The sequence below is a fragment of the Ramlibacter pinisoli genome (genome assembly GCF_009758015.1).
GTDB lineage: Bacteria > Pseudomonadota > Gammaproteobacteria > Burkholderiales > Burkholderiaceae_C > Ramlibacter > Ramlibacter pinisoli.
On record NZ_WSEL01000003.1, the window covers coordinates 599,578 to 612,916 of the forward strand.

Genomic DNA, 13,339 nt, shown 5'->3' on the forward strand with positions numbered 1-13,339 from the left:
TCACCCCATGTAGCGGGCGATGAGCTCCGTGAGGCGGTCCATCGGGACCGGCTTGACCAGGTGGTCGTCGAAGCCCGCCTCCAGGGCGCGGGCGCGGTCGCTCTCCTGGCCGTAGCCGGTGAGCGCGATCAGCCCGATGCCGCTGCCCTCGGGCCGCTGGCGCACCATGCCGGCCAGCTCGTAGCCGTCGATGCCGGGCAGGCCGATGTCCAGCAGCGCGACCTGGGGCCGGAACGCCGCCAGCGCCGCCAGCGCCGACTGGGCGTCACCGGCGGTGCGGGTCTCGTAGCCGAGCAACTGCAGCAGCTCGGCCAGCGTCTCGGCGGCATCGACGTTGTCGTCGACCACCAAGATGCGGCCGCTGCCCGGGCCGGTCTCGGCATGGGCCGGCGCATGGGCCGGCGCCGCCGCCGTCTCGGTGACCGGCAGCCGCACGGTGAAGGTGGCGCCGCGCCCGACGCCGTCGCTGTGGGCGCGGACGTCGCCGCCGTGCAGGTCGACCAGGCTGCGCACGATGGCCAGCCCCAGCCCGAGGCCGCCGGTACGCCGGTCCATCGCCTGGCGGCCCTGCACGAACATGTCGAACACGCCCGTCAGCAGCGCCGGGTCGATGCCGCAGCCGGTGTCCTGCACCTGCACCAGCGCCGTCGGGCCCTCGCGCCGCACGCGCACGGCGACCTGGCCGCCGGTCGGGGTGAACTTGGCCGCATTCACCAGCAGGTTGCCCAGCACCTGCGCCAGCCGCACGAAGTCGCCCTCCACCGTCACCGGCTCGCGCGGCAGTTCCACATCGACCGGATGCTCGTGCCGCTCGAACAGCGGCCGGGTCATCTCCAGCGCGTTGGCAGCCACGGCACGCAGGTCGATCGCCTCGCGCTGCAGTTCCACCTTGCCGCGGGTGATGCGCGAGACGTCGAGCAGGTCGTCGATCAGGCGCGACAGGTGGTTCACCTGGCGGCCGATGACCCGCCTCTCCTCCAGTGCGACCTGCGGCGAGCGGCGCGCCATGAGCTCCAGCGCGGTGGCAATGGGCGCCAGCGGGTTGCGCAGCTCGTGGCCCAGCATGGCCAGGAATTCGTCCTTGGCGCGGTTGGCGGCCTCCGCCTGGCGCCGGGCCGCCTCGGCCTCGCCGAACAGGCGGGCGTTGTCCAGTGCCAGCGCCGCCCGCCGGCCGAGCTCGACGAGCAGGGCCCGGTCCTCCTCGTCGAACTGGCGTTTGGATTCCGCCTGCATCACGGCCATGGCGCCGATGGTGCGGCCGTGCGCCACCAGCGGGAGGACGAACTGCGCCCCCATGCCGAAGACGGCGGCGTAGCGCACCAGCGCGGGGTCCGGGTTGGCCGGTGGCCGGGAGAAGTGGCCGTGGAACGGCGCTCCGGTGCGGATCACCCAGGCCATGGTGCCCGGCGTGTCGGGGCGGGTCTGGAAGCTGCGGGCGATCTCCAGCGCCTGCGCGGCGCGCTGCGGGTCGCTGTGGAAGGCCAGCTTGCGCTGCAGCACGCCGGCGTCGTCGAGCAGGTCGATGCGGCACCAGTCGGCGATGCTGGGCACCACGGTGCGGGCCACGGCGAGCAGCGCCTGCTCCGGCTCGAGCGACACCGCCATGCGCTCGCCGGCCGAGGCCAGCAGCTCCATGCGGCGCCGCGACGCCTCGGCCTGGCCGCGGGCCCGCCGTTCGGCCGCCAGCAGCTCGACGCGTTCGGTGACGTCGGTGGTGGCGCCCACCATGCGCAGGGGGCGGCCGTCGGCACTGCGCACGACGTGGCCACGGGTGGCGATCCAGCGCTGGCGACCGGCGCGCGGGCGGGTGCGGAATTCGACGTCGAAGGCCGGGCCGCCCCGCAGGGCGTCCTGCAGGGCGCCCTGCACGCCCGCCAGGTCATCGGGGTGCACCAGCTCGCTCCAGGCCTCGATGCCCGAGCCTTCGAAGCGGCGCGGCAGGTCGTACAGGGCGTGCATGTGCTCGGACCAGGTCGTGCGGTCGGCCGCGATGTCCCAGTCCCAGGTGCCCACCTGGCCGGCACCGACCGCCGTGCGCAGGCGCTCCTCGCTCAGGCGCAGCGCGGTCTCGGTGCGCAGGTGCTGCTCGAGCAGCCGCGCGTTGGCGACCAGCGGGGCCGCCATCTCGACCAGTTCGGCGGCCAGGGCCAGGTCGGCCTCGGTGTGGCGGCGCTCCGAGTCGCCCATGAACAGGGACAGGGCACCCAGCACCTCGCCCTGCCACCGCATCGGCACGGTGAGCATCGAGCGCGCACCCAGCTCGCGCAGCAGCTGCAGCTGGCCCTGGTCGGCGCGGGCGACGGTGCGATACCAGGCCTCGTCGATCTGGGGGTGCAGGGCCGCCCTGCCGCTGCACAGGGCGCAGAGCAGGAGCTCCGGATTCTCCTGGCGGGACCACCGGCTGGCCGCCAGCAGGCGCTCGATCTCGGGCGACTGGTGGGCCGCGGCGGTGCGCCGGACCGTCCCCTCGGCCAGGACGTCGAAGTAGCCGAAATCGCCCAGGCCCGGCAGGCAGGCTGCGACGGTGCGCCTCAGCACGTCGTCGAAGCCGGTGCCGGCGGCCACCAGGCGCGCCGCATCGGTGAGCAGCTCGCGCGGATTGCGGGTGATGGAGGGCCGGAAGGTGGTGGTTGCGGGTGCCACCGCGCAATTTTCGGCGGAAAGCGCGGCCGCGTCGCCCCCATGGAACCCGCCGCTTGGCCGCGCCTTCGGTCAGGGCTATAATCCGCGGCTTTGCCGGCATCCCCCGACGGCCTGATCCGTTGTAAGTCGGGGACCCCCAGCTGCGAGCCCGATCTTCTCGCGGCACCACCAAGATCCATGTGATTCATGACCACCATTCGTGTTAAGGAAAACGAGCCGTTCGACGTGGCACTGCGCCGCTTCAAGCGCACCATCGAGAAGCTGGGCCTGCTGACGGAACTGCGCGCCCGCGAGTTCTACGAGAAGCCCACGGCCGAGCGCAAGCGCAAGAAGGCCGCTGCGGTCAAGCGCCACTACAAGCGCGTGCGCAGCATGCAGCTGCCCAAGAAGCTCTACTGACCGACGCCGCCTTCGGGCGGTCGCCAGCCAGCCTGCCCCGGGGACGCTCGCGGCGGGCTTTTTCTTTTTGCCGGAGGAACGAGATGGCCCTGAAGGAACGAATCAACGAGGACATGAAGGCCGCCATGCGCGCGCGCGAGACCGAGCGCCTGGGCACCATCCGCCTGCTGACCGCCGCGATGAAGCAGAAGGAAGTCGACGAGCGCGTCGACCTCGACGACGCGGCGATCGTCGGCATCGTCGACAAGCTCATCAAGCAGCGCAAGGACAGCATCGAGGCCTTCCAGAAGGCCGGCCGCCAGGAGCTGGCCGACAAGGAAGCCGCCGAGATCACCGTGCTGCAGGCCTACCTGCCGGCCCGCCTGTCGGCCGACGAGATCGCCACCGAAGTCCGCGCCATCGTCGCCGAGCTGGGCGCCACGGGCCCCGGCGACATGGGCAAGGTCATGGGCGCCGCCAAGCAGCGCCTGGCGGGCAAGGCCGAGATGGGCCAGGTGTCGGCTGCGGTGAAGGCTGCGCTGGCGGGGTAAGGACACACCACAACGCCGTCATGCCGGGCTCGACCGGCATCCATCTCCGGACGCTGGTGCGCACCCGGACCACGTTCGGGAGATGGATTGCGGGTCAAGCCCGCAATGACGGGGATGTGGTGAAGACGCGGAGCGCCGGCGCCCCTCGACAACCTTCAGGCTGTTCTTTCGCGCCCTTCGCGCAACCTTTGCGTCCTGCGCGGACGGAAGTCCGCTCCCTCCTTCTCCGCCTTGGTGACCGTGGATCCCGGCATTCGCCGGGATGGCCGGCGCTCGCGCGGCTTCGCCGCGCTACGAGCCGGCCACCTTCATCCGGTTGACCAGGATCGAGCCCACGGTCTTGGCGCCGTAGTTGTAGGTGTCGGCGCCCACGGCGTCGATGCCCAGGAACATGTCCTTCATGTTGCCGGCGATGGTGATCTCCTGCACCGGGTAGGCGATCTCGCCGTTCTCGACCCAGAAACCGCTGGCGCCGCGCGAGTAGTCGCCGGTCACGTAGTTCACGCCCTGCCCCATCAGCTCGATCACGAACAGGCCGGTGCCCAGCTTGCGCAGCATGGCCACCAGGTCGTCGCCGGGCTGGGTGAGGCGCGAGGTGAGGGTCAGGTTGTGCGAACCGCCGGCGTTGCCGGTGGTCTTCATGCCCAGCTTGCGGGCCGAATAGCTCGACAGGAAGTATCCCTCCACCCGGCCGGCGTCCACCACCTTGCGGCCGCTGGTGCGCACGCCCTCCTCGTCGAACGGGGCGCTGCCTTTGCCGCGCTGCAGGTGCGGGTCCTCCAGCACGTCGATGTGGTCCGGGAAGATGGTCTTGCCCAGGGAATCGACCAGGAAGCTGCTGCGCCGGTACAGCGAGCCCCCGCTGGTGGCCTGCACGAAGGCGCCCAGCAGGCCGGCGGCCAGCGGCGACTCGAACAGCACCGGGCACTCGCGGGTGGCGATCTTGCGCGACTTCAGTCGCGACAGCGCGCGTTCGGCGGCATAGCGGCCCACGTCCTCGGGCCGGGCCAGCTCGCCGGCGGCGCGCATCGAGGAGTACCAGGCGTCGCGCTGCATGCCGCCGCCCTTGCCGGCAATGGGCGCGACCGAGATCGAATGGCGCGAGCTGGCATAGCCGCCGCGGAACCCGCGCGTGTGCGAGCTGAAGAAATGGCTCTGCTGCGCCGACACGCCGGCGCCTTCGCTGTTGGTGATGCGCTTGTCGGTAGCGAACGCTGCCGCCTCGCAGGCGAGCGCGATCTCGGTGGCCTTTTCGCTGTCGATGGTCCAGGGGTGGAACAGGTCGAGGTCGGGCTGCTCGCTCGCGCCGGCGATGTCCTGTGCATCGGGCAGGCCGGCCACCGGGTCCTCGGCCGTGAAGCGCGCGATGTCGTAGGCGGCCTGCACGGTCTGCTCGATGGCGGCCTCGGAGAAGTCGGACGTGCTGGCGTTGCCGCGGCGCTGGCCGATGTAGACGGTGACGCCCAGCGACTTGTCGCGGTTGCGCTCGACGTTCTCCAGCTCGCCCTTGCGTACCGACACCGACAGGCCGCAGCCTTCCGAGGCCTCGGCTCCGGCATCCGTCGCGCCGAGCTTCTTCGCATGGGCCAAGGCCTTGTCGACGAGTTGCTCGAAGGTGGCGCGGTCGTAGGAGAAGCCGGTGGCGGGGCGGTGGGAGGGTTGGTTCATGGCGGGGGCTATGATACTTGCGGCCGCTCGCACAGCCGGGCAGCGCCACCCCCTCCCCACCATGTCACGCAAACCGAAAAAGGGCTATTTCGTGCGCGGGCAGTTCGTCGCCGAAGGCAGCGAACTCGACCTGCAGCTGAAGGCCGAACAGAAGCATTTCCAGGAGAGCAGCAAGACCGAGCTCAAGCGGGAGAGCACCGAGCTGCAGAAGCTCGGTGAAGACCTGCTCACGCTGCGTGCGGGCCTGCGCGAGGGCCTGCAGCTGTCCGAGAAACTGGTCGATGCGCTCGACGAAGCCAACCGCATCACCAACTTCGAGGGCCGGCGCCGCCAGATGCAGTTCGTCGGCAAGCTCATGCGGCAACTCGACGAGGAGCAGCTCGCTGCCGTGCGCGCCGCACTCGAGGAGCAGCGCAAGGGATCCGCGAGCGAGAGCCTGGCCCTGCACGAGGCCGAGCGCTGGCGCGACGACCTGATCGCGCGCGACGAGGCGCTGCAGGAATGGCTCGACCGGCATCCCGGCACCGACAGCCAGCAGCTGCGCGCCCTGATCCGCCAGGCGCGCAAGGACCGCCAGCCCAGCCAGGACGAGGTCTCGCGCGGCGAGGTGCCCCGGCACGGGCGGGCCTACCGCGAGATCTTCCAGTTCGTGAGGGAGCAACTGCAGCATGACTGACACCTTCGACCCGGTGCGCATCGGCATCGTTTCGGTCAGCGACCGCGCCTCCAGCGGCGTGTACGAGGACAAGGGCCTGCCCGCGCTCAAGGACTGGCTCACGCGCGCGCTGAAGAACCCCGTCACCTTCGAGCCGCGCCTCATCCCCGACGAGAAGGAGCGCATCAGCGCCGCGCTGGTGGAACTGGTCGACGCCGGCTGCAGCCTGGTGCTCACCACCGGCGGCACCGGCCCGGCGCGGCGCGACGTCACCCCCGAGGCCACGCTGGCCATCGCCGACAAGGAGATGCCCGGGTTCGGCGAGCAGATGCGCCAGATCAGCCTGCGCTTCGTGCCGACGGCCATCCTCTCGCGCCAGGTGGCGGTGATCCGCGCCTCCAGCCTCGTGCTCAACCTGCCGGGCCAGCCCAAGTCGATCCAGGAAACGCTGGAAGGCCTGAAGGATGCCGGCGGCCAGCAGCTGGTGCCCGGCATCTTCGCCGCCGTGCCCTACTGCATCGACCTGATCGGCGGCCCCTACCTCGAGACCCACGACGAGGTCTGCAAGGCCTTCCGGCCCAAGTCGGCGGTGCGCGCGCCGCGCCCGGCGTGAGCGCCGTCGCCGCCACCCTGGCCGACATCGCCGCGCGCGACGGCGAGCTGCAGGCTTTCGTCGCCGTCCACGACGCCGCCGCCGTGCAACACGAGCTCGAGCGCGCCCTCGCACAGGGCGGCGCGCTGCAGGGCCTGCCGGTGGGCGTGAAGGACATCTTCGACACCGCGACGCTGCCCACCGGCTACGGCTCGCCCATCTTCGCCGGCCACCGGCCGCGCAGCGACGCCGCCATCGTGCAGGCGATCCGGCGCGCCGGCGGCGTGGTGGTGGGCAAGACCAGCACCACCGAGTTCGCGTTCCTCCACCCCACGGCCACGCGCAATCCCAATGCGGCGGGGCACACCCCCGGCGGCTCGTCGGCCGGATCCGCGGCCGCCGTGGCGGCGGGGCTGGTGCCGCTGGCCGTGGGCACGCAGACCGGCGGCTCGGTCATCCGGCCGGCCTCCTACTGCGGCGTGGTGGGGTTCAAGCCGACCTACGGCGCGCTGCCCACGCCCGGCCTCAAGCCCTTCTCCTGGTCGCTCGACACCGTGGGCCTGTTCACCCGCTCGGTCGCCGACATGACCCGCTGGGCCGGCGCCATCGCCGGCCAGGACTGGTCGGCACGCGGCGGGCGCCAGCCCGTGTTCGGCATCGCCTGGCAATGGCCCTGGGAACCCCTGTCGGCCAGCGCCCGCCAGGCGCTGGAGACGGCCCGGCGCCGGCTCGAAGCCGCCGGTGCGACGGTGCGCGAGATCCCCCTGCCCACCTGGCTGGGCACCGTGTTCCAGGCCCACGACGCCGTCCAGGGCTGGGAAGCGGCGCGCGCGCTGGCCGACGAATTCGAGCTGCACCGCGAGCAGCTGTCGCCCATCCTGCGCGACTACCTCACCCGGGCGCGCAGCGTGGGCGACGCCGCCTATGCGCAAGCCCAGGCCGACGCCGCCGCCGGCCGCGCCCGGCTCGAAGAGCTATTCGAGGGCATCGACGTGCTGCTGTGCCCGTCGGCCCCCGACGAGGCGCCACCGGGGTTCGGTTCCACCGGCGCCTCGACCTGGAACCGCGCCTGGACCCTGCTGCACGTCCCCTGCGCCACGGTCCCGGGCGCCACCGGCGTCCATGGCCTGCCGATGGGCGTGCAGGTGATCGCGCCGCTGCGCCAGGATGCGCTGTGCCTGCAGGGCGCGGCGGTGCTGGAGCGGGCGCTGTCCGGTCCGGACTGACAGGCTCCCGGGTGCCGCGTCCCGGGTGCCGGAGGCCCCGTCATGCGGGGCTCGATCCTGAACGTCGTCATGCCGGGCTCGACCCGGCATCCATCTCCGACACCACGAGCTTGCGTGATCCACGCTCCGGAGATGGATTGCGGGTCAAGCCCGCAATGACGGGCATGTAGCCTGCAATGACGGGCACGTAGCTCGTAATGACGGGGATATCGTGCGGGGTTTCAACCCCAAAGTCTCGTCATGCCGGGCTCGACCCGGCATCCATCTCCGACACCACGAGCTGGCGCGATCCACGCGTCGGAGATGGATTGCGGGCCAAGCCCGCAATGACGGGCTGCATGTAGCCCGCAATGACGAGATGGCGTTGAAGCCGCCGGCCTGGCCACTCAGGCCCGCACGACGTCCTTGCGCTCCTGCCTCAGGGTCTCCAGCGCCTGCCACAGCAACTGGATCTGGTGTTCCTGCGACGCGGCGCTATCGATCAGGCCGCGCATCGCCTGCGACACCGGGTCGTCGGCCAGCGTCACGCCATAGGCCGGGAAGCCGGGGCCGGCCTTGTCCTCGGCCTGGATGATGCGCGCCGGGATGCCCACGGCGGTGGCGCCCGCGGGCACCGGCTTGGTGACGACGGCGTTGGAGCCGATGGCCGCGCCGTCGCCGACTGTGAAGCCGCCCAGCACCTTGGCGCCCGCGCCGACCACCACGTTGCGGCCCAGCGTCGGGTGGCGCTTGGCGCCGCGCACCAGCGAAGTGCCGCCCAGCGTCACGCCCTGGTAGATCGTGCAGCCGTCACCCACCTCCGCCGTGGCGCCGATCACGACGCCCATGCCGTGGTCGATGAACACGCCGTTGCCGATGCGCGCCGCCGGATGGATCTCGATGCCGGTGAGCCAGCGCGAGACCTGCGAGACGAAGCGCCCGGCCCAGCGCAATCCGTGCCGCCAGCACCCGTGCGCCAGGCGGTGCAGCACCAGGGCATGCAGGCCGGGATAGCAGGTCAACACCTCCCAGGTCCCGCGCGCGGCGGGATCGCGGTCGAGGATGCACTGGATGTCGGAGCGCAGCCGCTGGAACATGACGTCGGGTAATGAGCTTCTGGGGCCGGCCAGTCTATGGCTTGCCCCGGCCGGCTGCCTGCAGCATGGCCTTGGCGACACCACGCAGGATGTGGATTTCCTCCGGGGTCGGTTGCGCGCGATTGAATAGCTGGTTAAGGCGCGGCATCAGCTTCTTGGGCGCCTGCGGATCGAGGAAGCCGATCGCCACCAGCGCCTGCTCCCAGTGCGCCAGCATGCCGGCCACCGCCTGCGCGTCGGCCGCCGCGGCCGCCGGCGCCGCCGGCTCGACGCCGTAGCCGCCCAGCGCCAGCCGCCATTCGTAGGCGATCACCTGCACCGCCGCGGCCAGGTTCAGCGAGCCGTAGTCCGGGGCGGTGGGAATCGTCAGCGCCACGTGGCAGCGGTACACGTCCTCGTTGCGCATGCCATAGCGCTCCGACCCAAACAGGAAGCCCACGCCCTGCGCCGTGCCGGCCAGCCGCGGCAGGTGCTCGCGTGGCGTGGCCGTGGGCGGGCCGAAGTCGCGCGGCGTCATGGCGGTGGCACACAGCACGTCGAGGCCGTCCACCGCCTCGTCGAGCGTGGCGACCAGGCGCGCGCGCGCCAGCACCTCGGTAGCACCGCTGGCCCGGTCCACCGCTTCCTGCCGCGTGAGCACGTCGTCCCAGCGCGGGGCCACCAGCACCAGGTCGTCGAAGCCCATGACCTTCATGGCCCGCGCGACCGCGCCGACGTTGCCCGAGTGGCTGGGCTCGATGAGGATGAAGCGGGTCGGCACGGCGGCCCTCGCGAGCCGCTAGGGCCGCACCGCCCGGTAGAGGGCGCGCACCAGGTCGGTCTGCGTGATGATGCCCACCAGCTTGCCCACCTCGTCGATGATGGGGATGTGGTGGTGCCCGCCTTCCGAGAACACCGGAATCAGCTCGGCGATCGGCCGGTTGCTGCTGGCCACGCGCACCTTGCGCGTCATGATCTGGCCCACCACCTCGGGCTTGTCGGTGTGGGTGATGCCGCTGGCGCGCAGCAGGGCCCGCAGCCGCTCCCCCAGCCCCTCGTGCTGGTCGAGGTCGGCGTGCCGCATGAAGTCGGCCATGGTCACGATGCCGGCGATGCGCTGGGCCCGGTCGGTCACCGGCAGGGCCTTGACCTGGCGCCGGCGCATCAGCTCCCAGGCCTCGCGCAGCGGGGTGCCGAACTGCACCGCGATCGGGTCGGGCGACATCACGTCGGCGCAGCGCAGCGCGCCCAGGTGGCGCTGGTAGGCGGCCATCTCGGCGCCTTCCAGCAGGGCCTGCAGGTCGCCGCGGCTGATGTCCAGCACCTGGTTGTAGTGCTCCAGGGCCTTGTCGAGATCGGCCGCCGTGAAGTGGCTGCCCACCGGGTGCGGTCCCTGCGGGGCCGCGGCCTCGCCGCGCGGGTATGGCCGGCCGGTGAGGCTGTTGTAGGCCATGCCGGCCAGCACCAGCAGGACGGAGTTGACCAGCACCGGGAACAGCGCGAAGCCGAAGTCGGTGGTGTGGGTCAGGACCATCAGCAGCGCCGAGGCGCCGCCCGGCGGGTGCAGGCAGCGCAGGCGGATCATCAAGCCGATGGCCAGCGCCACCGCGACGGCGGCCGCCAGCGCGGGATCGGGGATCCAGTTGGCACAGGCGATGCCCACCAGGGCCGCCAGCGTGTTGCCCCCCAGCACCGACCAGGGCTGGGCCAGCGGACTGGCCGGAACGGCGAACACCAGCACCGCCGAGGCCCCCAGCGGCGCGACCAGCCAGGCCGTCGCGGCGCCGTGGCCGGACAGCAGGCGGCTGAAGAGGGCGGCCAGCAGGATGCCGATGCCGGCACCCGCCACGGCGCGGGCGAGTTCCTTCGAGTCGATGCCCACCGGGGCCGGCCGCAGGCGGGCCAGCCAGGCCCGCCAACGGTTCGGCGCGGCGGCGGAGGCGGCGAAGGCGATGGAGTCGGATGAGGTAGGTGGCATGTGCACGATTCCGGGGCGCGGCAGGCACCACGGGCCGGGCATTCTCGCCGATGGGCGGCCGCCGACATGGCGGCCGGTAAAATCGGGCTAACGTGGCAGGCCGTATCGACGGCCCGCCTTCCGCCCCACCCGGGCGAAGCTCTTCGCACAACCCATGTCGCCCAACCTGCACCCCATGCTCAACGTGGCCACGAAGGCCGCACGCGCCGCCGGCGCCATCATCAACCGGGCCGCGCTCGACATCGAGGCCGTCCGCGTGTCTCAGAAACAGGTGAACGACTTCGTCACCGAAGTCGACCACGCGAGCGAGGCCGCCGTCATCGAGACGCTCCTCACCGCCTACCCCGACCACGGCATCCTGGCCGAGGAAAGCGGCCGGGAGCATGGCAAGCAGGGCAGCGACTTCGTCTGGATCATCGATCCGCTCGACGGCACCACCAACTTCATCCACGGCTTCCCGGTCTATTGCGTCAGCATCGCGCTGGCGGTCAAGGGCCGCGTCGAGCAGGCCGTCATCTACGACCCGACCCGCAACGACCTGTTCACGGCCACCCGTGGCCGCGGCGCGTTCATGAACGAGCGCCGCATCCGGGTGTCCAAGCGCACCGAGCTGTCGCGCTGCCTCATCTCCACCGGCTTCCCGTTCCGCCCGGGCGACAACTTCAACAACTACCTGCGCATGATGGCCGACGTGATGCAGCGCACGGCCGGCCTGCGCCGCCCCGGCGCGGCCGCGCTCGACCTGGCCTACGTCGCCGCCGGCTTCACCGACGGCTTCTTCGAGACCGGCCTGTCGCCCTGGGACGTGGCGGCCGGCTCGCTGCTGGTCACCGAGGCCGGAGGCCTGATCGGCAACTTCACCGGCGAGGCCGACTTCATGGACCAGAAGGAATGCGTGGCGGGCAACCCGCGCGTGTACGGCCAGCTGGTGGGCATGCTGTCGAAGTACAGCAAGTTCGCCAGCGCCGGCGAGAAGGCCTCGGTGCGCAACGCTCCCAGCCTGGTGGCACCGGACAGCACGCCCACGGCCGACACGCGGGACGCCGCCGACGACGCCCCGTTTTGAACGTCATGACCGGCTTGCTGGCCGAGTTGCTGCACGAGGACCCGTGGACCGCCACGGCGCTGCTGGCGCTGGGCGCGGTCTTGGTGGCGCTGCTGGTGCACACCATCGTGGGGGGGCTGCTTCGGCGCGCCACCCGCGGGGCGCCCATCCTGCACGCCATGCTGGTCAGCGTGCAGGGAGCGGCCGGCGCGGCCCTGCCGCTGTTCGCGCTGCAGCTGGTGTGGCAGCTGGCACCCAACTCGCTGCTCCTGATCGCCGACGTGCGGCACCTCAACGGCATCCTGCTGATCGCCGCGCTCACCTGGCTGGCGATGGCGGCGGTGCAGGGCATCGCCACCGGCGTGATCAGCCGGCACCCGGTGGACGTCGAGGACAACATCCAGGCCCGTCGCATCCACACCCAGGCCCGGGTGCTGGCACGCACCGTGATGACCATCGTGCTGATCGCGGGCATCTCGATGGCGCTCATGACCTTTCCCGGCGCGCGCCAGGTCGGCACCAGCCTGCTGGCGTCGGCCGGCGTGCTGGGCATCATCGCCGGCATGGCGGCGCGCCCGGTCTTCAGCAACCTCATCTCGGGCCTGCAGCTGGCACTGGCGCAGCCGCTGCGGCTGGACGACGTGCTGATCGTCAACGGCGAATGGGGCCGGGTCGAGGAGATCACCGGCACCTACGTGGTGCTGGCGCTGTGGGACGAACGGCGCCTCATCGTGCCGTTGCAGTGGTTCATCGAGAACCCGTTCCAGAACTGGACGCGCAGCAGCTCGCGGCTGCACCAGTCGGTGTTCCTGTTCGTCGACTACGCCATGCCGCTGGAGCCGCTGCGCGCGGAGCTCAAGCGGGTGGTGCAGGAGGCGCCGGAATGGGACGGCCGCACGGCGCAACTGGTGGCGGTGGATGCCACCGAGCATGCGCTGAAGCTGCGGGTGCTGGTGTCGGCCCGCGCGGCCGGCCCCGGCTTCGACCTCGGGTGCAAGGTGCGCGAGGCCCTGTTCGCGATGATGGCCCGCGACTACCCGCAGTTCCTGCCCAGGGCCAGGATGAGCGTGGGGCGGTCGGCCTTCGGCGAGGATGCCGCGCCCGACGCCGGGTTCGACGCGCGCCCGGCGCCGCTCAGCGCCCAGCGCCGGTCGCGCTAGCGCGAACCGTCGTCCCAGGCCAGCAAGGGCCCGCGCGGCGCGCGGCGGCGGAATGCCGCCACGTACAGCTGGCCGAAGAACAGCACGATGTTCATCTTCTGGATGGCGTCGCGGTGCAGCCGCCAGGCGTGCTGCAGTTGCCCCGTGTTCAGGCCCTCGGCCACCGCATCGGCCAGCTCCAGGCGGGCGCCGGCCGCCGCCTCCTGGGCCTTGGCGGCGGCGCGGCTGGCGGCGCTGCAGATCACCTTCAGGTAGACCATCTGGTGCTGGGGGACCATCACGAACTCGTTGTTGCCGGACATCGAACGCCTCCCTGACGCCGTTTCCTGTCCAGCCATGGTTGCAAGTGAGCCGTGGCGCCCCTGTAGGACGCCTGCGGGTGGCACTG

At 71.6% G+C, this 13,339-nt stretch carries 13 protein-coding genes; 7 read left to right on the plus strand and 6 right to left on the minus strand.

The features are described from left to right. Nucleotides 1–2,643 (minus strand): ATP-binding protein, encoded by a 2,643-nt coding sequence (locus tag GON04_RS04050; RefSeq protein ID WP_157396685.1) that lies wholly within the window; start codon nucleotides 2,641–2,643, stop codon nucleotides 1–3. 186 nt (nucleotides 2,644–2,829) lie between these two features. Here GON04_RS04050 and rpsU point away from each other — a divergent pair, with 186 nt between their 5' ends. Further along, complete coding sequence (gene rpsU / locus GON04_RS04055) at nucleotides 2,830–3,042, plus strand: 30S ribosomal protein S21 (protein ID WP_012346814.1); 213 nt, start codon at nucleotides 2,830–2,832, stop codon at nucleotides 3,040–3,042. Between the two features lie 83 nt (nucleotides 3,043–3,125). Then, entirely contained in the window at nucleotides 3,126–3,572 is a 447-nt protein-coding gene (locus GON04_RS04060) for a GatB/YqeY domain-containing protein (protein WP_157396686.1), read from the plus strand. Nucleotides 3,573–3,863: 291 nt separating this feature from the next. Here the strand turns inward: GON04_RS04060 and pmbA are convergent, their stop codons facing one another. After that, on the minus strand, nucleotides 3,864–5,240 hold the full coding sequence (gene pmbA, locus GON04_RS04065; protein WP_157396687.1) for a metalloprotease PmbA: 1,377 nt from the start codon (nucleotides 5,238–5,240) through the stop codon (nucleotides 3,864–3,866). A gap of 61 nt (nucleotides 5,241–5,301) precedes the next feature. On the opposite strand from pmbA, the gene yjgA reads away from it, so the two are divergent. From yjgA to GON04_RS04080, 3 genes are read left to right on the plus strand one after another with little or no spacing between them, the layout of a single operon-like run. After that, the gene (yjgA, locus tag GON04_RS04070; RefSeq protein ID WP_157396688.1) at nucleotides 5,302–5,916 is read left to right on the plus strand and encodes a ribosome biogenesis factor YjgA; all 615 of its coding nucleotides are present in this window, start codon (nucleotides 5,302–5,304) and stop codon (nucleotides 5,914–5,916) included. Continuing rightward, entirely contained in the window at nucleotides 5,909–6,508 is a 600-nt protein-coding gene (mog, locus tag GON04_RS04075) for a molybdopterin adenylyltransferase (protein ID WP_157396689.1), read from the plus strand. The genes yjgA and mog overlap by 8 nt, the downstream gene beginning before the upstream one ends. Continuing rightward, the gene (locus tag GON04_RS04080; RefSeq protein ID WP_338050886.1) at nucleotides 6,505–7,713 is read left to right on the plus strand and encodes an amidase; all 1,209 of its coding nucleotides are present in this window, start codon (nucleotides 6,505–6,507) and stop codon (nucleotides 7,711–7,713) included. The genes mog and GON04_RS04080 overlap by 4 nt, the downstream gene beginning before the upstream one ends. Before the next feature lie 386 nt (nucleotides 7,714–8,099). Here GON04_RS04080 and cysE read toward each other — a convergent pair whose 3' ends face one another. From cysE to GON04_RS04095, 3 genes are read right to left on the minus strand one after another with little or no spacing between them, the layout of a single operon-like run. Beyond that, a complete protein-coding gene (cysE, locus tag GON04_RS04085; protein WP_157396690.1) occupies nucleotides 8,100–8,789 on the minus strand; it encodes a serine O-acetyltransferase in 690 nt (229 codons plus the stop codon). A 34-nt stretch (nucleotides 8,790–8,823) separates the two neighbouring features. Continuing rightward, nucleotides 8,824–9,549, minus strand: a complete 726-nt coding sequence (locus tag GON04_RS04090) for a TrmJ/YjtD family RNA methyltransferase (RefSeq protein WP_181653879.1) — start codon at nucleotides 9,547–9,549, stop codon at nucleotides 8,824–8,826. A gap of 18 nt (nucleotides 9,550–9,567) precedes the next feature. After that, nucleotides 9,568–10,746 (minus strand): HPP family protein, encoded by a 1,179-nt coding sequence (locus GON04_RS04095; protein WP_157396691.1) that lies wholly within the window; start codon nucleotides 10,744–10,746, stop codon nucleotides 9,568–9,570. Between the two features lie 154 nt (nucleotides 10,747–10,900). Between GON04_RS04095 and GON04_RS04100 the strand changes: the two genes are divergently transcribed. Next, nucleotides 10,901–11,812 (plus strand): inositol monophosphatase family protein, encoded by a 912-nt coding sequence (locus GON04_RS04100; protein WP_157396692.1) that lies wholly within the window; start codon nucleotides 10,901–10,903, stop codon nucleotides 11,810–11,812. A gap of 5 nt (nucleotides 11,813–11,817) precedes the next feature. Further along, the gene (locus tag GON04_RS04105; RefSeq protein ID WP_157396693.1) at nucleotides 11,818–12,951 is read left to right on the plus strand and encodes a mechanosensitive ion channel family protein; all 1,134 of its coding nucleotides are present in this window, start codon (nucleotides 11,818–11,820) and stop codon (nucleotides 12,949–12,951) included. On the opposite strand, the gene GON04_RS04110 is transcribed toward GON04_RS04105, so the two are convergent. After that, complete coding sequence (locus tag GON04_RS04110; RefSeq protein ID WP_157396694.1) at nucleotides 12,948–13,253, minus strand: hypothetical protein; 306 nt, start codon at nucleotides 13,251–13,253, stop codon at nucleotides 12,948–12,950. The two genes, GON04_RS04105 and GON04_RS04110, sit on opposite strands and share 4 nt — an antisense overlap. Between the last annotated feature and the right edge of the window lie 86 nt (nucleotides 13,254–13,339).

Excerpts from the sequence above, each read along its gene's own strand:
- GON04_RS04095 (WP_157396691.1), bottom strand. The coding sequence starts at position 10,746 with ATGCCACCTACCTCATCCGACTCCATCGCCTTCGCCGCCTCCGCCGCC.
- GON04_RS04105 (WP_157396693.1), top strand. The coding sequence starts at position 11,818 with ATGACCGGCTTGCTGGCCGAGTTGCTGCACGAGGACCCGTGGACCGCC.
- yjgA (WP_157396688.1), top strand. The coding sequence starts at position 5,302 with ATGTCACGCAAACCGAAAAAGGGCTATTTCGTGCGCGGGCAGTTCGTC.
- cysE (WP_157396690.1), bottom strand. The coding sequence starts at position 8,789 with ATGTTCCAGCGGCTGCGCTCCGACATCCAGTGCATCCTCGACCGCGAT.
- rpsU (WP_012346814.1), top strand. The coding sequence starts at position 2,830 with ATGACCACCATTCGTGTTAAGGAAAACGAGCCGTTCGACGTGGCACTG.
- GON04_RS04060 (WP_157396686.1), top strand. The coding sequence starts at position 3,126 with ATGGCCCTGAAGGAACGAATCAACGAGGACATGAAGGCCGCCATGCGC.
- GON04_RS04110 (WP_157396694.1), bottom strand. The coding sequence starts at position 13,253 with ATGTCCGGCAACAACGAGTTCGTGATGGTCCCCCAGCACCAGATGGTC.
- GON04_RS04100 (WP_157396692.1), top strand. The coding sequence starts at position 10,901 with ATGTCGCCCAACCTGCACCCCATGCTCAACGTGGCCACGAAGGCCGCA.
- mog (WP_157396689.1), top strand. The coding sequence starts at position 5,909 with ATGACTGACACCTTCGACCCGGTGCGCATCGGCATCGTTTCGGTCAGC.
- pmbA (WP_157396687.1), bottom strand. The coding sequence starts at position 5,240 with ATGAACCAACCCTCCCACCGCCCCGCCACCGGCTTCTCCTACGACCGC.